The sequence below is a fragment of the Chryseobacterium sp. 22458 genome (assembly GCF_052044975.1).
In the GTDB taxonomy this organism is placed as follows: domain Bacteria; phylum Bacteroidota; class Bacteroidia; order Flavobacteriales; family Weeksellaceae; genus Chryseobacterium.
On sequence record NZ_JBQEOA010000003.1, the window covers coordinates 246418 to 266689 of the forward strand.

At 38.3% G+C, this 20272-nt stretch carries 15 protein-coding genes; 10 read left to right on the plus strand and 5 right to left on the minus strand.

Annotated features, from left to right (window positions below):
- Positions 1 to 20: 20 nt before the first annotated feature.
- From ACTJJF_RS12055 to mfd, 5 genes are all read right to left on the minus strand, one after another.
- On the minus strand, positions 21 to 950 hold the full coding sequence (locus ACTJJF_RS12055) for a hypothetical protein (RefSeq protein WP_312300341.1): 930 nt from the start codon (positions 948 to 950) through the stop codon (positions 21 to 23).
- A gap of 542 nt (positions 951 to 1492) precedes the next feature.
- The gene (locus tag ACTJJF_RS12060; RefSeq protein WP_440699812.1) at positions 1493 to 2227 is read right to left on the minus strand and encodes a hypothetical protein; all 735 of its coding nucleotides are present in this window, start codon (positions 2225 to 2227) and stop codon (positions 1493 to 1495) included.
- 8 nt (positions 2228 to 2235) lie between these two features.
- A complete protein-coding gene (locus tag ACTJJF_RS12065) occupies positions 2236 to 3051 on the minus strand; it encodes a hypothetical protein (RefSeq protein WP_312300346.1) in 816 nt (271 codons plus the stop codon).
- 5 nt (positions 3052 to 3056) lie between these two features.
- Positions 3057 to 3875, minus strand: a complete 819-nt coding sequence (locus ACTJJF_RS12070; protein ID WP_312300348.1) for a hypothetical protein — start codon at positions 3873 to 3875, stop codon at positions 3057 to 3059.
- Between the two features lie 373 nt (positions 3876 to 4248).
- Positions 4249 to 7617: a transcription-repair coupling factor gene (gene mfd / locus ACTJJF_RS12075; protein WP_440699813.1), complete on the minus strand. Its 3369-nt coding sequence runs from the start codon at positions 7615 to 7617 to the stop codon at positions 4249 to 4251.
- A gap of 288 nt (positions 7618 to 7905) precedes the next feature.
- On the opposite strand from mfd, the gene ACTJJF_RS12080 reads away from it, so the two are divergent.
- From ACTJJF_RS12080 to ACTJJF_RS12125, 10 genes are all read left to right on the plus strand, one after another.
- Positions 7906 to 8301: a hypothetical protein gene (locus tag ACTJJF_RS12080; protein ID WP_241309829.1), complete on the plus strand. Its 396-nt coding sequence runs from the start codon at positions 7906 to 7908 to the stop codon at positions 8299 to 8301.
- Between the two features lie 182 nt (positions 8302 to 8483).
- A complete protein-coding gene (locus ACTJJF_RS12085; protein ID WP_440699814.1) occupies positions 8484 to 8774 on the plus strand; it encodes a hypothetical protein in 291 nt (96 codons plus the stop codon).
- Positions 8775 to 8908: 134 nt separating this feature from the next.
- Positions 8909 to 10408, plus strand: coding sequence for a GH3 auxin-responsive promoter family protein (locus ACTJJF_RS12090; RefSeq protein WP_440699815.1), 1500 nt, complete (start codon positions 8909 to 8911; stop codon positions 10406 to 10408).
- A gap of 69 nt (positions 10409 to 10477) precedes the next feature.
- Positions 10478 to 10840 carry a hypothetical protein gene (locus ACTJJF_RS12095; protein ID WP_312300362.1) on the plus strand — a complete coding sequence of 121 codons (363 nt, stop codon included), beginning with the start codon at positions 10478 to 10480 and terminating at the stop codon, positions 10838 to 10840.
- A gap of 92 nt (positions 10841 to 10932) precedes the next feature.
- Positions 10933 to 12168: an MFS transporter gene (locus ACTJJF_RS12100; RefSeq protein WP_440699816.1), complete on the plus strand. Its 1236-nt coding sequence runs from the start codon at positions 10933 to 10935 to the stop codon at positions 12166 to 12168.
- A 302-nt stretch (positions 12169 to 12470) separates the two neighbouring features.
- Positions 12471 to 13067 (plus strand): hypothetical protein, encoded by a 597-nt coding sequence (locus tag ACTJJF_RS12105; protein WP_312300366.1) that lies wholly within the window; start codon positions 12471 to 12473, stop codon positions 13065 to 13067.
- A gap of 107 nt (positions 13068 to 13174) precedes the next feature.
- Positions 13175 to 15250: a T9SS type B sorting domain-containing protein gene (locus ACTJJF_RS12110; RefSeq protein WP_440699817.1), complete on the plus strand. Its 2076-nt coding sequence runs from the start codon at positions 13175 to 13177 to the stop codon at positions 15248 to 15250.
- A 309-nt stretch (positions 15251 to 15559) separates the two neighbouring features.
- On the plus strand, positions 15560 to 17146 hold the full coding sequence (gene dnaB, locus ACTJJF_RS12115; RefSeq protein ID WP_212650245.1) for a replicative DNA helicase: 1587 nt from the start codon (positions 15560 to 15562) through the stop codon (positions 17144 to 17146).
- 46 nt (positions 17147 to 17192) lie between these two features.
- Entirely contained in the window at positions 17193 to 17669 is a 477-nt protein-coding gene (rnhA, locus tag ACTJJF_RS12120; RefSeq protein ID WP_312300373.1) for a ribonuclease HI, read from the plus strand.
- A 165-nt stretch (positions 17670 to 17834) separates the two neighbouring features.
- Entirely contained in the window at positions 17835 to 20093 is a 2259-nt protein-coding gene (locus ACTJJF_RS12125; protein WP_440699818.1) for a gliding motility-associated C-terminal domain-containing protein, read from the plus strand.
- Positions 20094 to 20272 lie beyond the last annotated feature (179 nt).

Consider the following 20272-nt stretch of genomic DNA (forward strand, 5'->3'; position numbering starts at 1 on the left):
AATATTGTTGAAAAATGATTCTATTGCGGTTTGTAAATATAGTTTACGCCATATCCTTTGGTCATATAAGTCTGCGGATCATATACGTAATTGGTACTTTTTACAATGGCTGTAGGAATAGGAGGAGTAAGATCTGTGAATGACCATCTCTTAGGGTTATTAGGAGATAAAATAAGGCTTTCCTTATCATTGATCACGGTAGATAATAATCTTGAGATCTTGTACACCTGTGGCAGCAAAGTGAAAGGGCTTACCTGATCATCATAAGCGTAATAATCATAGCTGTATTTGTTGGTAACTGCTCCGAATCCGCCTCCTGACATTGTTCCGTAATGTCTTGTTACATTGGATACATTGTCACCTATATATTTATAAGCTGTTTTGGAATAATCAGTAAAAGGAGAAGAAGTTCCCGGCACATCCGGACCATTCTTCATAATGATGGAATCCAGTTTCCCTGTAGCTTTACTGAATACAATTTTATAAAGAGACTGTTCTTTTTTCAGTAATGTCTGCGGACCAGGAGTTGTTGCAGGCGGAACCGGTGGAGGTCTTCTGAAAATAGCACGGTTTTCAGAAATTGTCTGCAGTGTATTGTTGGCATACGTGAATAGCTGAGTATAAGATACACTGTCTTTATCCAGCTTTCCGTTTCCGTCAAGATCTAAAAAGCCGTTAAAATTGATCTGGCTTATTTTGTCACCACTGTACATAATATCTGTAATAGAAGCGCTGTCTGTGATCACCTTTGTCACAAGAAGTCCGCTGTAGTGATATTCTGCAAGGGTATCTTTATCTGTAACTTCTCTGTATAGCGCTCTCGGACCGCTTAAACCTTCCGTATTATTCAGATCCAATAAAGGATTCCCATCCTCATCAAGTAGATTTTTGCAGGAGTGTATTGAGGAAAAACCTGCGATTAGTAAAATAAAGTAGAAAATTTGTTTCATTTCCCGGTAATTAATTATTTTTTTGACAAATATAATTTTTTTTTCGCTTAAAAATTATATTATTATTCATATTCTGGTAAGATTAACAATTATAATCATCCTATAATTCCTTATAGGTCAAGGTCAAATTCTGATTTCTTTTCCCGCTTCCGGTTTCCGATTGTCATACAAATACCTTTAAGTGTATTCATATAAGAAGAAAGCTGCAGAGGCAATCAGGTACTTCATGATGGCTATTCTTTTCAGGAGACAAAATATCCCTGAATTTTGCAGGAATAATTTTCTTTCATCATGATACGGTGGATTTTGAAGAATCCGGTTTTGTAGTTGGTGATACCGTCGGTTTTGTAAAAAATACCGGCAGGCATTTAAAAAAATAGTTTTCCAGGCATAGGCAGTTTATTTAATTTGCCCAAATATAATTTAATTTTCAACAACATCCGTTAATTTATTCCAACAAATTCACAAAGAATAGACTTATAAACAAAGAAATCTAAAAACATAACGTTTTCAGATTTCCAATTATTGTATGATGGTAAAAATTAATAAGGTTGCAATACAGATGTTGTAAGAACTGACTGCGACATATCAGCGTTCAGAAAATCTGTGTGTACAGCTCTTCCTATCCCAAGTGTTCCTCCGTTCAGGTTTCTTTTGATACAGGCTACTTTTACAGTATAGTTGTTTTTTTGTTGAAGATCAGTCAATGTTGCGTTCAGGTTGAAAATCTTATAAGCTCCGGTTTCTCCCAATATCACGTCTGTTCTTACTGCTCTGAGTGCGTCATCTACAAATACACCGCAAGCGTATCCTGTAGAGCCTGTTCCCAGCTTCTGAACTGTGGTCTGAAATGAAAAAGTCACTTTATTCGTAGCGTTTGTTACTGAAAATTTGTCTACCGCTGTCGAAATAACTGTCCAGCCATTGGCCAAAGGAGCCCCGTCACTATAAGGAGAAGTAGAGCCATCTCCCGTGAAGCTTAATCCCGTCTTATCTTCTACTGTATTCATTGAAAACACAGACATACTTCCCTGCCCGTCTGCGATTTTAATACTCTTCCAGTCATTGGCGGCTAATGTTGCATTATTGTGCAGAATATCACCGGCTGTTCCCGCAAATCCTTTAAGGACGTCTGTACCGCCTGTTCTCAGTTCTTTTCTGATAGTCAGGTCTCCGTTTACATCCAACGTATTGGTTGGATTAGGAGTATTGATACCCACCTGAGCATTTCCAAAAAAAGCCAGGAGAAAAGATGTTATAAATAATATTTTCTTCATAATCCGTTTTAGTTAATAATTGGCTTAAATACCTCCGGAACTTCAAACACATCTGCTTTAAGCGATGACTGTGTAATAAAATCATTGAGGTTACTATATGCATTGGTACCAATGGTCAGTTTCCTGTTTGCTTCACCATAAGAGGCCAATCTTGTGCAGGCCACACTTACAGTATGCTTTCCTTTGGAAAGGTTTTCCACAATACCGATCTGGGTATGGGTAAAGAAAGTATAGGCAGCACTACTTGCTTTTATATTTCTCTGTCTGAGATTGATCAGCTTATCATCTACAAAAATACCACAGGCATAATCTATGGATGTATCTGTAGAGCCGTTTTTAGAAAAGTCAGTATGCACAACAGTTTCAAACTGAAAGTAAGCTTTACTTTGGGTACTGAATACTTCAATTTCCTGTGTAAGATTCGTTATTTTTTTGAAATTCGGCAGGCTGCTGAAGCTTTTTCCTTTGGTAAAAGTGGCACCTCTGGAGGTCTGCCCTACCGAAGACTCGTCAGCAGTAGTAAAGATAAGACCTTCATTATCTGAAATGGAATTGTTATAAATCAGGTAAAATTTATTGGCCTCATATTCCGGAATACGAAGTGATTTCCAGACAGGTGGATATCCAGGTCCCTGAGAAACAAGCAGCTGATCATGATTCCCTTGGGAAACATTATTATTGGCATCAAAAACCGCAATTTTATTTCTGAAATTAACATCTCCGTTCACATCAAGCATTGCCTTCGGAGTGTTGGTATTTATTCCTACCTGAGCCGACAGTAACAGCCCTGTTGTGAGAAATAGCGTTGATATAATTTTTTTCATCATCATTAGTTTTTATAGGTCACATATTCTATTACATCTATTTTCATCGTAGATTCCAGAGTAAATGCATTGGAAGCACCGTTGGATGATTGTACATCCCGTCCTATTGTGAATTGTGCATTAAGGTTTGAAGTATCGATCTTTCGGCATGCAATTTCAATTTTATGAGATCCTACAGGAACGTTCTGCTCAGTATAATTAAGGGTGAAAATATAATCCTGAAGCCCTGCCTTCCCACTGTTGTTATTGGAAGCAATCCTGTCCGGGCGCACCGCAACCAGTAAATCATTTCTGAAAACGCCACATGCAAACCTTACAGTTTGTGAAGTGGTAGCTACCGGCGCTTTTATCTCAACTCCTGTCTGGAACTGGTAAGTCAGCCTGTTTTTCCCATTTTTGATACTGAAATTAGTGGTAAGACCGTCAATTTTCTTCCATTTTCCTTTGGTAGCATCCGTCATTTTATCACCAACGCTGTTTTTATTGACACCATCACCATCAACCGTATCGGAAAGTTCACTGATACCTGTTTGATCTGAAGACAAATATGAATTGATCAATTTATATTGTCCCTCTTCCATAAAAGGAATAGATAATGATTTCCAAACAGGAGGTAAACCTTCACCCTGGGAAATCAAAACCTGGCCATTCAACCCTGCATCACCCGGCTGGGTTAAAGTTCCGCCTACTCTAAGCTCTTTTCTTAAGGTGGTTTTACCATTCACATCAAGAGCTGCTTTAGGCTTTGTTGTGCCGATTCCCACCTGTGCGCTTGCGTAGAAAGATAAAAATCCAGCCACGCAAGAATATATAGTTTTTTTCATAATAAGGACGACAAAGGTACAAATTGAAGCCTTAAAAATTCCAGTTATATATCGTTAAACCTATAGAAATAAACACATTACACCATAGAATTAATCACACAAAAAAGTAGAATTATTTCTACATAACTCTAATTTTACGAATCGAAAAAAGGCATTCATAAGCTTAAAGCCTTACTGCATCGTGCATCACAAAATATTTTTACTCATTAAAAAGTGACTTTAGTGCTGTAAAACAGGGGTTAATTCTCTTCAACAGGAATATTAACAAAAGAAAAACCTGATAACAATCACAAAAAAAGCATACAAAAATTTATTTTTTTGTATGCTTTTTATAAAATTTATAGAAAAATCTACGGCTTTAGAGAATAATATTTTAATTATGTTCAATAATAGCTTTCAGCAGCATATTGACCTCATCTACATTTTTCACCCTCTCTTTTCTCATCATAAGCTGGTTACCTTCCTTACCTGATTTCTCTTTAAGCTGAGCTTCTGCAGGATTTCCGGTTAAATAATTGATAATGTGCCTGAACCGGTCGGTCTGGTAAAATTTATCCTGAGGATTACTTGGAAAATACCCTAAAAATACTCCGTTTTTCATGACAATCTTTTCAAAGCCGATATCTGCAGCAAGCCATTTTAAAGCAACACTTTTTAACAGGTTTATAGCCTCTTTCGGCAAAGCACCAAAACGGTCGATCAGTTCAAGTTCAAACTGATGCAGCTCAGCCTCATTACCGATCTCAGCAATTTTTTGATACAACAGTAACCTTTCCTCTGTATTGGAAATATAAAAATCAGGCAGCATCAATTCAAGGTCTGTATCAATATTGACGTCTTTTACTGATTTGAAAAGCTTTTGTCTGTCTTCCTCATTTTCAAATAAATTCTCAAAATCAGCGTCATCTTTCAACTCCTCGAGAGCTTCCTGCATCAGCTTCTGATAGGTTTCAAATCCCATTTCATTGATAAACCCGCTCTGCTCGGCACCCAACAAATCTCCTGCTCCACGGATTTCCAAGTCCTTCATCGCAATCTGGAACCCGCTTCCAAGATCAGAGAACTGCTCAATCGCTTCAAGACGTTTTCTGGCATCGGAAGTCATCATATCATAAGGCGGTGTGATCAGATAGCAGAATGCTTTTCTGTTGCTTCGGCCTACCCTTCCTCTCATCTGGTGAAGATCAGCCATTCCGAATCGTTGTGCATCATTAATGAAAATGGTATTTGCATTCGGAACATCCACTCCACTTTCCACGATCGTAGTAGACACCAGAACATCGTATTTTCCTTCCATAAAATCCAGCACATTCTTTTCCAGCTGTTTGCCTTCCATCTGGCCGTGTCCGGTAATTACCCTTGCATCAGGTACCAGCCGCTGGATAAGCCCGGCAATATCTTTAAGGTTTTCAATCCTGTTGTTAATGAAATAAACCTGACCATCCCGCTGAAGCTCATAGGAAACCGCATCACGCAATGTCTCTTCATTGAAACCGATCAGCTGTGTATCTACCGGCTGCCTGTTGGGCGGTGGTGTTTTGATTACAGATAAATCTCTTGCCGCCATTAATGAAAACTGTAATGTCCTTGGAATTGGAGTAGCAGTCAGTGTAAGAGTATCCACATTATTTTTAAGGGTCTTCAGCTTATCCTTCACCGAAACACCGAATTTATGTTCTTCGTCAATAATCAGCAATCCCAGATCTTTAAATTTCACGGAGCTGCTCACCAGCTGATGGGTTCCGATAATGATATCTACTTTTCCGTTCTTCAGGGCTTCCAGGGTTTCCGACTTCTGTTTTGCTGTTCTGAAACGGTTCACATAAGCTACGTTTACCGGAAAATCTTTAAGCCTTTCTTTAAAACTTCTGTAATGCTGGAAGGCCAGAATGGTGGTCGGAACCAATACTGCAACCTGCTTTCCGTCTGTTGCTGCTTTAAATGCTGCACGAATGGCAACTTCCGTCTTACCGAATCCAACATCCCCGCAAACCAGTCTGTCCATTACCGTATCGGCTTCCATATCCTTCTTTACATCAAACGTGGCTTTTTCCTGATCCGGAGTATCCTCATAAATAAAGCTTGCCTCCAGCTCATTCTGTAAATAAGAATCCGGTGTATACGCAAACCCTTTTGCTGTTTTTCTCTGGGCATATAGTTTGATAAGATCAAAGGCAATCTGCTTCACCTTCGCTTTTGTCTTCTGCTTCAATGATTTCCAGGTCGGAGATCCCAGCTTGCTCAGAACGATTTCCCTTCCATCCGGGCCATTATATTTTGAAATTTTATGAAGAGAATGAATGCTGACATATAATAAGTCTCCGTTTTTATAGGTCAGTTTAAAGCATTCCTGGATCTTACCGTCATTATTCACTTTTACCAATCCCATAAACTTTCCGATCCCATGATCAATATGGGCAATATAATCCCCTATTTTCAGGGACATCAGATCTTTCAGGGTAAGCTGTTCAGATTTGGCAAATGTATTTTTCGCCTTATATCTCTGATAACGGTCAAAAATCTGGTGATCCGTATAGACCAGGAGTTTATGGCTGTTATCTACAAATCCTTCATGAAGTTCAGATTTAAAACTTTTAAACGGAAGCTCATGCTCAAGTTCTTCAAAGATAGATTCCAGTCTTTCTTTCTGCTTCTCTGTTGAAAAAGAAATCCAGGTATCATATCCTTCTTTCTGTTTCTCCTCAATATCTTCAATCAGCAGTTCAAAATTTTTATGGAATGAAGGTTGGGGAAGCTGTTCCAATTTTATCTCTGTGATCTCTTTTAAACCTTCAATCACCACTCCTCCGAAATCTACTGTTTTGAACTTCTTATAATCAAACAAAAATTCCTGATCTGAGATAAAAAGCTCCTGTGGAGTCCTGTTAGCAATATCTTTACTTAAAGTGTCATACTTCTCCAGAGATTTTTCATAGAAGGTCCTTATCTTCTGCATTCCCACCATCCCGTTTCTGGAAATCACATAACTCTCCTTAGGCAATAGCTGTAACAGAGAAACCCTGCTTCCCGTCACTGAAAAATTCATATTGGATACCAGCTGAAACTCTTTTACCTTATCTACCGAAAGCTGTGTTTCTATATCAAAGGTCTTGATGCTTTCCACTTCATTACCGAAGAAAGTAATCCTGTAAGGTTTTTCATAGGAATAGGAAAATACATCCACAATTCCCCCTCTCACAGAAAATTCACCAGGTTCCGAAACAAAATCGACCTGCTGGAAATGGTAATGGTTGAGCAACTCATCCACAAAATCAAAATCCAGCTGATCCCCCACTTTTATATGATGGGAAATTGCTTTAAAATCTTCCTTCTTTAATACTTTTTCCGATAAAGCTCCGGCATAGGCTACGATAACCTTCGGAGATTTTCCGGAATTGATTTTATTCAGAACTTCGGTCCTTAAAACCAGGTTGGCGTTCTGTGTTTTTTCTACCTGATACGGCTCAAGATGCGTTGCAGGAAAATACAGCAACTTATCTTTTCCCAACAGGTCTTCCATTTCTGTATTGGCATACAAAGCGTCTTCCTTATCATCTACCAGATAAAGAATATTTTTCTTCTGAACCAAAAAAAGCTCAGCTACAAAAACGGATACCGAGGATCCGGCACTTCCTTTCACAGCAATATGCTGACTGTCTTCTAACCGGGTGAAAATCTCTTTTCCGAATTCTTTTTGCATGAGATCCGGAAGAAACTTTTCGCTGATGGATTTTAACTGCATAAATAGTATGGTATAAACGACAAAAGCGATTTCGGGAGTTTTCCGAAACCGTTTTTATGCTGTACAAAGGTACGGATATTTTTTTCTTCAGATGAGAACCCAAACAGCTGATGAATTAAAATGAATAACTCAGCTGAATTTTAAGACAACAATCCTATTCTCCATCTTTATGGTAGAAAATCTTAATTTTTTACAAATTTGTTTAAGAACTCGTTAAAAAAAAACTATTATTTTCTCATGGCATAGTGTTTGGGTTGTCAGTTTTACCAAACATTTAAGAATCGTATTATGAAAAAAGCAATTAAAATTTTAGGAGTTCTGATGCTGTTGGTTTTTACAGCATTATCTTTTTCGTCGTGCAGCAGAGATGATGATCCTGTCAACAATGACTTCTTTGCAGGAACTTATAAGGGAAGTATTTCTTATAACGACGGCGGATCTACCAACATCAGTACTGATAACGGAAGTGTATTTGTAACGAAAATTGCCAGTGGTACCAAGTACAATTTCAGTTTTTCAAACGGAATCCCGGATCTTAACGGAATTGAGTTTGAGCAGAAAGGAGACCATACCCTTGTAATGATCGGATCCAGTGCTACCTCGTATATCAGAATTGATAATAACGAACTGAAAATCCTGTTCATACGAGACGGTAAAACATGGACCGCCAACTGTACCCGTTAAAATATTCTAATTCATATAATAAGCAGCCTGTTTTTATTTTCTGAAAACAGGCTTTTTTATGTCTATTCAATGTCTTTAATTTTTTTTTAAGCTGTAATAAACTTTCGTTAAGTTTAAAAACATCAGTTTTCTAGCCTGCTTTTTGTATATCTTTATTCAACAAAAAACAAACAGTAATCCTTATGAAAAAATTATTATCCGCAATGTCATTAGTCTTAGGATTAGGACTTGCCACTGCTCAGCAGACTGCTCCCGCTAAAAGTGACCCTGCACATCCACCTGTAAAAGCTACTACAGCAAAAGCTGCTACACCTGCAGAGGTAAAAGCTGCAAAACCAATGGATACCAAAGCGAAGCCTGCACAGCCGGCTGCCAAAATGAAAAAAGACGGTACTCCGGACAAAAGATACAAGGAAAACAAGCATCTGAAAAAGGACGGTACTCCGGATAAAAGGTACAAAGCCAACAAATAAGCATAACATCAACATATAGTTGTTATTTTCATAATCAAATTTCGAAAAGCCGGTGAAACTCGTTTCATCGGTTTTTTTATGCCTGACTCTGTAAAAATGGTTTCAGATTCTCTACTTATTTATAAATTTGGACCATGTTAAACTTCTTCAAGAAAAATGCAGCGCTGATCTGGGCTAAAAAACATGTCCGGAAGGCAGAGGAATTCAAAAAAAATGCAGAAAAAAACCAGGAGGAACTTTTACTTTCTCTTGTCAGCACAGCTCAAAAAACTCTTTTCGGGAGGGAGCATGGTTTTGAGAACATACGGTCTGTAAAAGAATTTCAGGAAAATGTTCCTGTAGCAGATTATGAAGACCTGAAGCCTTATATCGAAAGAGTAAAAAAAGGGCAGGCCAATATTCTCTGGACAGAAACTCCTGAATATTTCGCCAAAACTTCAGGAACGACCTCCGGCTCCAAGTATATTCCTATCTCTAAGGAAGGAATGCCTTTTCAGATTGCCGGAGCGCAAAGTGCACTGTTTCATTATATCAGTAAAAAAAACAATGCGGATTTCGTCAACGGAAAAATGATTTTTCTGCAGGGAAGTCCTGAACTGGAAGAGGTTTTCGGGATAAAAACAGGAAGATTATCAGGAATTGTTGCCCATCATATTCCTAATTACCTTCAAAAAAATCGTCTGCCAAGCTGGGAAACCAATATTATGGAAGACTGGGAAGCAAAAGTAGACAAAATCATTGAAGAAACTGAAAATGAGAATATGACCCTGATTTCGGGAATTCCGCCATGGCTGATCATGTATTTTGAGAAGTTAACAGAAAAACATGGTAAAAAGATCAAACAGCTTTTCCCCAACCTGCAGCTTATCGTTACCGGAGGTGTCAATTATGAACCCTACCGTGATAAAATGGAGGATCTTCTGGGAGGGAAAGTAGATATTATCCAGACATTTCCTGCTTCCGAAGGCTTTTTCGCTTTTCAGGATAATTATACCCAGGAAGGCCTTTTGCTGCTGACCAACCATGGAATTTTTTATGAATTCATTCCTTTGGAGGAGTTTGGCAAGCCTGGAGCAAGAAGGCTAACGTTAAAGGAGATTGAACTTCATAAGGATTATGCTCTTGTTCTTACTACTAATTCCGGATTATGGGCTTATTCCATCGGGGATGTTGTCAGATTCATCAGTAAAGATCCGTACAGAATTCTGGTAAGTGGCAGAACCAAGCATTTCACATCGGCATTTGGAGAACATGTTATTGCTTTTGAAGTGGAAGAAGCTATGAAAGCCACACTTGAAAAATATCCTGCACAGATTACAGAATTCCACCTGGCTCCACAGGTAAATCCTTCAGAAGGACTTCCCTACCACGAGTGGCTGATAGAATTTGAAAAAGAGCCGGAAAATTTTGAACTATTCCGAGATGAACTTGATCTGCAGCTCAGAGCAAGAAATACGTATTATGACGATCTGATCTCCGGAAATATTTTGCAGAAGCTGAAAATCACAAGACTTTCCAGAAATGCATTTCATGAATATGCCAAATCTCAGGGAAAATTAGGGGGCCAGAATAAGACCCCAAGATTAGCCAATGACAGAAATGTGGCAGATCTATTAGAAATTTACAAACTTTAAACACATTTTTTCAATTCCAAAAACGTATATTCGAAAAAAATTATAAATTTGAAAAACTAAACGAAAATAATGAAAGCATCTGTACTGTTGAAATCATCTTTATTAACGTCTTTATTTGTCATTACATCTTGTGCTACTACAAAATACAGCGAGGATATTTCAAAAAACAACTATTCTAATCTGGAAGCCGGAAAAGTCTATAAGGTTACAATGAGAGACGGATCTCCGAAGCAGAAAATATTATTCAGAAACATTGTTGGAGATAATCTTGTAGGTACGGCAGGTAAAAAAGACAGTACGGAAGTCATTATCCCTAAATCAAATGTAGCCGCAGTAAAGGACAGCAGAAAGGCAAGAATTGCTACGGGTGCCACCATCATTGGAGCTGCAGGTGTTGCTGCATTGGTGATCAGTTCTTCAAGAGCTGACTAAAATAGATTTTATCTTTTAGGATATATTTACTATATCTTTCAAAAATCCACATATGAATAGCCTTAAATTAATTTTTAGGGCTATTTTTGTTCATGATTTCCTTTACCCCGTTACAAACATTACAAAATGTTGAGTTCAGAAATCTTCTTACCGGGAGATTTTTTATTGTTTTAGCTTTCAGAATGCTGGCCACTTTATTAGGATGGTGGGTGTATCAGCTGACAAAAGATCCTTTTTCAATAGGCCTTATCGGTCTTTCAGAAGTAATTCCTGCTGTGAGCTGTGCCTTGTATGCCGGCCATGTGATTGACATGAACGAAAAAAAGAGATTGCTGCTCATCTGCAATTATGCTTATATTTTTCTTATCGGTCTTCTTCTGATTCCTGCATTTCTTAATGTAAGGATGCACTTTACAGGCCATCAGATCACCTATTATATTTATGGTGTTATATTTTTTACAGGAATTGCGAGAGCCTTCATTGGCCCTATCGTTCCTTCCATGATCCCAAAAATTGTAAAGAAAGAAAACCTTCCGAATGCCGTTACGCTCAACCAGGCTACTTTTTTAATCTCTTCGGTATGCGGCCATGCCATAGGTGGTATTCTTATAGGATACGTTGGCGTAAAATGGACACTGGTTGTGATCTTATCCTTAATATTCCTTGCCTCGTTATTTTTCTGGCAGCTGAACAGGCAGCACTCGGAATATAAAAAAGAAAATGTAGATGTGATGGAGAGCATGCGTGAAGGAATTTCTTATATTTTTAAAACCAAAGAAATCCTGGGGGCATTGTGCCTTGATATGTTTGCTGTACTTTTCGGAGGGGCCGTTGCCATGATCCCGGTATTTGCTACTGATATCTTAAATTCCGGGGCTGAAGGATTCGGTCTGCTGAATGCTGCATCAGACATAGGATCAATGTGCATTATTACTATTCTTTCAATTGTTCCGCTTCGTAAAAACCAGGGTAAAATACTTCTTGTTGTTGTCACCGGGTTTGGTTTGTGCATCATCGGATTCGGGTTATCCAAACTGTATTGGCTGTCGTTTATGTTCCTTGTGATGAGCGGAATGCTGGATGGAATTTCAGTGGTAATCAGGGGTACAATTGTACAGCTGAAAACACCTGATCATATCAGGGGACGGGTGCTGAGCGTCAACTCAATTTTCATCATGTCCAGTAATGAAATGGGACAGTTTGAAAGTGGACTTATGGCAAAGGCTCTTGGAGTAGTACGCTCCGTAGTTTTTGGCGGATGTATGACCGTTCTGGTTGCTTTAACAGTAGGAGCTACCAATCCTAAGCTGAGAAAAATGCAATATTAACACACTGTTAATCAATCACCTTTAAATCCAAATCAGAATTAAAGGCAATTCAAAATAATCAAAATCCGGACAGATCGTTTTCTATCCGGATTTTTCTTTTATATCTATTTTTTCAAAAAATATTTCACTAATTCCATTTCAAATATTCACCTAATAAGCCAAATACTTATATTATCACACAATTCCGGTTAAATAAAAAAAATACCATATCAAAAATCAAGCTGCCGTTTTGATTAAATATATCTCAAAATCTTTAATTTAACGTTAATAATTTCATATATTTGCTACAAAATATCCCCTTTATGAATAAACTTTTATTTGTTTTAGGCTTCTTCATGACCGGTTTTTGGGCAAGTGCCCAGACTTTTTCAGATCAAGCTTTACAGCAGTCTGTTCAGCAAATCAATGATGCCAAAACAGACGGTGATTATGATACTCTTTTCAATATATTTTCCGCAGCCAAAGCTTCAGAAAAATGGAAAGCAGATTATTATGCTGCAGTAGCCATGTATCTCAAGGCTCACCATTTATTAAAATATAACCCTGAAAAGTCTGCCGGCGAATCGAATGAGATCGCAAGAAAGTTTGCTACTCAGGCTCTCGCTTCAGAAAAAAACAATGGAGAAATCAATACTCTTTTGGGTCTTATTTATGCGCAGAAAATCAGAACAGCAACTTCTGCAAACTATCAGAAGGACCTGAAAACAGCGACTGACTATATGACAAAAGCAAGCGCCCAGCTAAAGAACAACCCAAGACTTACCTGTCTGAAGTATGAAGTGGCTCAGCTTTCTAATAATAAAAATGAAGCCCTGGAATTGTATTCCAAAGCAGTAAATGAATTTAATACAACTTCATCTACTTCTCCAAATTGGGGCAAGCAGTTAATTAACCCATAAAATTAAAAGAACTGAAAGAACTTTATCAGAAAAAAGGGTGAATCCCGTTCTCAATAAAGTAATCTTTTAATTGCTACAGTTTAAACATTTTTTTCAAATCTTCTCTTATGAAAAAAACATTACTCCTTTTTCTAATTATATTTTCGCATATTTTCTATGCCCAATCAGACTGCTCATCAGCTATGGCAGTTTGTGGTAACACAGATATTTCATATACTCCGGACGGCCATGGTGACACCCTGGAAACCATAGGCGGATGTCTTACAAACGAAAGATATTCAGTATGGTACACCTTTACTATTGCTACAGCCGGTACACTTACCTTTGAAATTATCCCTAATGCCATCACCGAAGACGATTATGACTTTGCCGTTTTCGGCCCTAATAAAACCTGTGCCAACAGAGGTACCCCCCTTCGTGGTTCTTATGCTTCAGCAAGAGGGATCACAGGACTTAATATGACGGCTACAGACCTATGTGACCCTGTAGGAGGTGACAGATGGGCAAAATACATGGATGTGCTGCCAGGTGAAACCTATTATCTGATAGTTAATAACCACAGTTTATCCGCAAATGGATTTAAAATGCAATGGGGTGGAACAGCTACTTTATCTTCTCCTTTCACTGATCCTGCCGTACAGCCATATCCGTTTAACCCACCGGGGCAACCGGCAGCCAACCCTGCAGATCCAAGAGAGGTAACCATCTGTACCAATCCGGCTACTTTTGATTTCTCATCTTTATCAACAGGAATTCTTAACGGTAACCCTAATTTTGCTGTTACCTATCATACCAGTCAAAATGATGCTTTAACTGCCAGCAACCCTATTACGGTTCCTCAGACTGTAACTACAACAGGTGTCTATTTTTACAGCATAAGCTACACAGACCCTACCAATCCTAACAACCCTATCAATAAGTGTAGACAGACCGGTAAATTTAAATTTAAAGACGGAAAGATCAAGGCGAACAATGCAACACTGACAATGTGTAATAACAACAATGCCGGAACAGCAACTTTTGACCTTACGACAGCAAATGTTTTTGACGACCCGACTGCAACTAAGAAATACTACAACACACTATACGACCTGAACAACGGGATCAATGAGATCACTAATATTTATCAGTTTGTTTCTGCAGAAGGAAAAATCTATGTGAAAGTAACTTCTCAGTTCGGATGTACTGACATTGCAGAGATTACTCTGAAGTTTTATCCGCAGGTAATTGCAAAAGATGCTGATATCAGAGCTTGTTTTATAGAATCAAATCCATCTACAGGTTTATTCAATCTTGACAATGCTTCCGTTACAACGCCTACAGCAACAACCACCAAGAGGTACTTCCCTTCATTAACAGATGCTGTAGATGCAACGAATGAAATTTTAAATCCTAAAACCTATATTGCTCCAAATGGTGTAGTATACGTAAGAGTAAGCGACAACAGAGGATGTTATGTTATTGTAAAAATAAATCTAACAGTCATTCCTCCCGTAACGTCAAGTGTTCTGGTTGACAAAATTATTTGTATAGAAGACACCACTACTCTGGATGCAGGACCAGGATTCAAGAGCTACGAATGGAGCACTGGCGCTACAACACAATCAATCAGCAATGTTGGAGTAGGCACGTATTGGGTAAAACTAAAAACAGGAGAATGTGTTGCCACTCAGACTGTAAAAGTATATCCTTCTGAACAGCCGGTCGTAACAAGCATCGACATCTCCAACACTACAGTAACCGTAAATGTTATAGGAGGAACGCCGGACTACCAGTATTCTATGGATAAGATCCAATGGCAAACTTCTAATGTATTCAACAATATTGCAAGAGGAAGCTACAAGGTATATGTAAAAGACGCTTACGACTGTGAGCCTATCGAAATAAACGTACTTGTTCCTAACCTTATCAACATTATTACTCCAAACGGGGATGGTGTAAACGATACGGTAGATTATTCAGCGATTGCAGATAAACAAAATCTTGTATTGACTATTTTTGACCGATACGGAACAAAAATCCACCAGGGTGATAAAACGAACGGTTATAAATGGGACGGTAAATTATCAGGCAAAAATATACCAACAGGTACATACTGGTATACCGTAACATGGAACGAGAACAACGCAAAGAACACACCATTCAAATTCTCAGGATGGATTGTTGTAAAAAATAGAGAATAATTTTCTTTTATCATAATTAAAAAAGCCGCATTCAGCGGCTTTTTTACTTTTCAGCCACTAATAAACATCATAATAATGTAAAGTATTTACAGCATATCCTACTCTGAAATGATAATTTATATAAATCCTGCAGTAAGAGTAAAAAATAAAGATTAACTTTCATTGTATTCTGTTAAAAATCACCCTGTTCGGAAGTGATTTTTTTTATCAACATCACGAATCTCCTGTTAACAGCATTTTCCGAAAGACTGCGAATAATTTGTTGAATACTATTTTTTAAATATTTTTTAAATAAACTATCTTTGCAACATGGCGCAGAAAGAAACATTATCATCCCTGACACACGGAAACTTTGCAAAAGAACTGTCTATTGCGGATGGAAAAATGCCTCCCAATGCAGTGGATTTCGAAAGGCTTGTAATCGGAACTTTTTTGATTGACAAAAAAGGACTTGACCATTCTATTGACCTTCTTACCTCTGAAGTATTTTACGATCCCAGACATCAGATCATCTTTTCCACCATCTTAAAACTCTACGAAGGGAACCATCCTGTAGACCTGATGACCATTATTCAGGAACTGAAAAAGGAAGATAAACTCAGCCAGGCCGGTGGTGATCATTACATCATTGACCTGACCATGGGAGTAAGCTCATCTGCCCATATTGAATATCATGTACGTGTTATTCTCGAAAAATATATTTTAAGAAGTCTTATCAATGTTTCCGCCAATGTCATTGACTCTTCCTATAAAGAATCTACAGATGTTTTTGAGCTGTTGGATAAAGCAGAACAGTCATTCTTCGAAATCACCAACGGAACGATTAAGAAGGGATTCGACACTGCCAATTCATTGGTAAAACAGGCTATTGATACAATTAAGTCTTTAAAAGATAAACAGGGACTTTCCGGAGTACCTTCAGGATTCAGGGATGTGGATAAAGAAACAGGGGGCTGGCAGAATTCCGACCTCATCATTATTGCAGCCCGTCCGGCGATGGGAAAAACGGCATTCCTTCTTTCCATGGCAAGGAATATTGCAGTAGGACACAAAATCCCTATGGCTCTTTTCTCTCTCGAGATGGCCTCTGTACAGCTTATTACCAGAATGATTGCTTCCGAAACCAGAATTTCATCTGAAAAACTCAGAAAAGGAACTCTGGATGATGAAGAATGGCAGAGACTTTTCTCCAACGTATCCGAACTGGAAAACGCTCCTTTATATATTGACGAAACCCCTTCCCTTTCGATATTTGATTTCCGTGCAAAATGCAGGAGACTGGTAATGCAGCATGGGGTAAGGCTGATCATGGTAGACTACCTTCAGCTAATGACAGCAGGTGGAGGCGGAAAAGGTGTTGGAAACCGTGAACAGGAGATTTCCATGATTTCACGTTCATTAAAAGCTATTGCCAAAGAACTGAATGTACCGGTGATTGCTCTTTCCCAGCTTTCAAGAAGTGTGGAAACCCGCCCCGGAAAAAGACCTCAGCTTTCAGACCTTAGGGAATCCGGAGCGATTGAGCAGGATGCCGATATTGTATCTTTCATCTTCAGACCTGAGTATTATAAAATTACCGTGTGGGATAATGATGAGGAAGGACAGGAAACCTCTACAGAAAATCAGGCTGAATTGATTATTGCCAAGCACAGGAATGGTGCCACAGCAGACGTCAGACTATCTTTCTTAAAACATTTTGCAAAATTCGGAGACATTGAAGCAGCTTTAGATGGTGGCGCAGGCGGAGGATATCCTTCTAATTTCGGAGAACCAAGCGGTTTTGACAAGATCAAAACAACCATTCAGCCCGGAGCAGCATTTGATCTTCCGGACAGTTCAAAACTTTCAGGCTCATCAATGAATGATTTCGATGATGATGATGATTTTCCATTTTAAGTTTTAATAGATTAAACTTAAATAATTCAATTTTTACGAAACAGTTTTGAGGATCAATATTTACACAGACGGAGCTTGCAGCGGAAATCCCGGAAAAGGAGGATACGGAATCCTTATGCGTGTTCCGGAAAAAAACTATCAGAAAACTTTTTCCAAAGGTTTCCGGAAAACGACCAACAACAGAATGGAACTTCTGGCTGTAATCACTGCACTTGAAAAGCTGAAGTCTTCAGAAAACGAGATTCACGTATATACAGACAGCAAATATGTTTCTGACGCAATCAACCAGAACTGGATCTCCGGATGGATCAAGAGGGGATGGAAAAATGTAAAAAACCCTGATCTCTGGAAAAAATTTGTTGAATTGTACAATAAGCATACTCCTGAAATGCATTGGATAAAAGGACATGCAGGGCATTTTGAAAATGAGCTTTGCGACAAGCTGGCTGTAGCTGCGGCAGCTTCTCAGGATCTTGAGATCGATACTTATTTTGAGGAGATTGACAGCAACTCGCTCTTCTGAATCAATTTAACACAAACATAGAATTTAACGTATAACATTCATAATTTTATCATAAGAAATATTATTTTTTGAAAAATAATTGAAACTTTTAACAAAATTAACATTAAATACACATTTATTGATTGGGATTTAATATCTTTACCTATTAATCTAAGTCCCAATTAAATGAATAAAAATCTATTATTTTGCTTATCGATTTTCTTTCTCTGCATATCGGGAAAATCTTTTTCCCAGACGTATCAGCTTACCGGAAACCCAGTGACTACTACTGGATGGACGATGGTTTCGCCTACTCAGGTAAACACAGATTTTATTCAGCTCACCCCGGATACCAATAATCAATCCGGCTCTATCAGGCTGAATGATCCTATTAATTTAAAATATTGTGACAAATGGAGAGTAGAATTTGATTTCAGAATGGATTCCAACCAAACCTCCAACGGAGATGGAATCGCCTTCTGGTATCTTGCTAATCCGCCTGTCGCCAGTGTATTGGGATCCGGACTGGGAGTATCCCAAAACGCCGTTGGACTTATCGTAGGACTGGATACTTACAACAATACAACCACAGCAACGATGAGCAAGGTTCATGTTGCTTACGGGCAGGTTGAAAATACAACTGATAATAATAACGTTGAATTTTTCAATGTTGCGGGAAGCTCCTTTCACTCACCGGATCTGAACACCACACAACCCTTTCAAGGCACCACCTTTAAACATGTTGAGGTAACTGCACAGGTAGATCCTGCTGCTCCTACAAACTGGATCTTAAAAATAACAATAGACGGTAATATAATTTGTAATCAGTCTTTTGCTCCTTCCGGAACAGCTGCTGCAATGACTGTAGGATATTTTGGGTTTTCAGCTTCCACAGGAGGGGCAAGATCAAGGCATTCTATTAAAAATGTAAAAATCTATACTGATAAAGTTCCTATTTTACAAAACTCAGCAACTCAGTCTTTCTGCCCTAATCCTACTACCGGATACGGATCTGTAAATCTGACATCTTTCAACTCGCAATTTGTCAGCAATCCTTCAAATTATACATTTACTTATTATCCATTGGGAAGTTCTACTCCGATTGCTAATCCTGCCAACTATCAATTCAATGCAAATACAACAGTTACTGTAGTTATTAAAGATAATGCAGGGCTGCTTTGTGACAACCCAGATGGTAAAATATTACTGGTTCTTGCACCTTTCAAGGCTGAAGACAAGACGATTACAATGTGTAATAACAACAAAGCAGGAACAGCCATCTTTAATCTTAACTCAGCTAATGTAACCAATGTTCCGGGAGTTACTAAAAAATACTACAAAACACTGAGTGATCTGAATGCAGGCACCAATGAGATCATGACCCCGGATAATTATCTGTCAGCACCAGGTGTAGTCTATGTAAAAGTCACGACTCCTCAGGGATGTACAGGTACAGCAAAGATTACCTTAGCTTTTTACCCTGACACTCCTGTAAAAGAAGCTACACTCAAGTCATGCTTCATTGAGAATAATGTTTCAAGCGCCATCTTTAACCTGACAACCGCAGATGTAACTTCTTTAACGAGTGGTGTCACCAAAAAGTACTACACTACAGTTGCCAATGCATTGAACGGAACCAATGAGATCATCAATTTCCTTCAGTATACCTCTACAAGCACAGCCGTATATGCAAAAGTAACAGATGCCAACGGATGTTTTAACATTGCTAAAATTAATCTGGCAGTACTCCCTCCCGTTCCGTCTGCAATTTTGAAAGACAAGACAATTTGCATCGGGGATAAAACAGATCTGGATGCAGGTACCGGTTTCGATGGTTATGAATGGAGTACCGGCGAGACAACATCATCTATAAAAGATGTCGGAGTAGGTCTTTACTGGGTGAAACTTAAAACAGGAAACTGTATTACAACCCAAATGGTAAAGGTAAATCCGTCTCCTAATCCGGTCATATCAAGCATTGATATTGATAACAATACGATTACTGTAAATGTTTCAGGAGGAACATCTCCTTATCAGTATTCTTTAGATGGAATAAAATGGCAGACTTCCAATATATTTACAGGTCTGGCCAGAGGTGAGATAAGGGTTTTCGTAAAAGATTTCTACAACTGCCCTCCGGTTGAAGTTCAGATTACAGTTCCTAATCTGATCAATGCCATTACCCCTAACGGAGATAACATCAATGATTTTATTGATTATTCTGCACTGGCTTATAAGAAAAATCTCATATTCACAGTATATGACAGATATGGCAATAAGCTTTATGAAGCGAATAAAATGAGAAATTTCACCTGGGACGGAACAGCATCAGGTAAAAAAGTACTGACAGGCACATACTGGTACACCATCTCATGGAATGAAAACAATAAGAACAACACTGAAACCAAATACTCTGGTTGGGTATTGGTAAAAAACAGAGAATAAACACGTTACATCAAAACTACCTCTTCAGTCGGGGTAGTTTTGATGTTAAAATATGAACTCATTGAGCTGAATAAACTTTTGATTTTGCTTCAGCTGCATTCAACCATATCTTCATATCAAAAAATAGATCCATAATAATCAAATAGTTACATGAAAATAAATTGAATATCAAGTAAAAA

Excerpts from the sequence above, each read along its gene's own strand:
- ACTJJF_RS12055 (WP_312300341.1), bottom strand. The coding sequence starts at position 950 with ATGAAACAAATTTTCTACTTTATTTTACTAATCGCAGGTTTTTCCTCA.
- ACTJJF_RS12060 (WP_440699812.1), bottom strand. The coding sequence starts at position 2,227 with ATGAAGAAAATATTATTTATAACATCTTTTCTCCTGGCTTTTTTTGGA.
- ACTJJF_RS12065 (WP_312300346.1), bottom strand. The coding sequence starts at position 3,051 with ATGAAAAAAATTATATCAACGCTATTTCTCACAACAGGGCTGTTACTG.
- ACTJJF_RS12070 (WP_312300348.1), bottom strand. The coding sequence starts at position 3,875 with ATGAAAAAAACTATATATTCTTGCGTGGCTGGATTTTTATCTTTCTAC.
- mfd (WP_440699813.1), bottom strand. The coding sequence starts at position 7,617 with ATGCAGTTAAAATCCATCAGCGAAAAGTTTCTTCCGGATCTCATGCAA.
- ACTJJF_RS12080 (WP_241309829.1), top strand. The coding sequence starts at position 7,906 with ATGAAAAAAGCAATTAAAATTTTAGGAGTTCTGATGCTGTTGGTTTTT.
- ACTJJF_RS12085 (WP_440699814.1), top strand. The coding sequence starts at position 8,484 with ATGAAAAAATTATTATCCGCAATGTCATTAGTCTTAGGATTAGGACTT.
- ACTJJF_RS12090 (WP_440699815.1), top strand. The coding sequence starts at position 8,909 with ATGTTAAACTTCTTCAAGAAAAATGCAGCGCTGATCTGGGCTAAAAAA.
- ACTJJF_RS12095 (WP_312300362.1), top strand. The coding sequence starts at position 10,478 with ATGAAAGCATCTGTACTGTTGAAATCATCTTTATTAACGTCTTTATTT.
- ACTJJF_RS12100 (WP_440699816.1), top strand. The coding sequence starts at position 10,933 with ATGATTTCCTTTACCCCGTTACAAACATTACAAAATGTTGAGTTCAGA.
- ACTJJF_RS12105 (WP_312300366.1), top strand. The coding sequence starts at position 12,471 with ATGAATAAACTTTTATTTGTTTTAGGCTTCTTCATGACCGGTTTTTGG.
- ACTJJF_RS12110 (WP_440699817.1), top strand. The coding sequence starts at position 13,175 with ATGAAAAAAACATTACTCCTTTTTCTAATTATATTTTCGCATATTTTC.
- dnaB (WP_212650245.1), top strand. The coding sequence starts at position 15,560 with ATGGCGCAGAAAGAAACATTATCATCCCTGACACACGGAAACTTTGCA.
- ACTJJF_RS12125 (WP_440699818.1), top strand. The coding sequence starts at position 17,835 with ATGAATAAAAATCTATTATTTTGCTTATCGATTTTCTTTCTCTGCATA.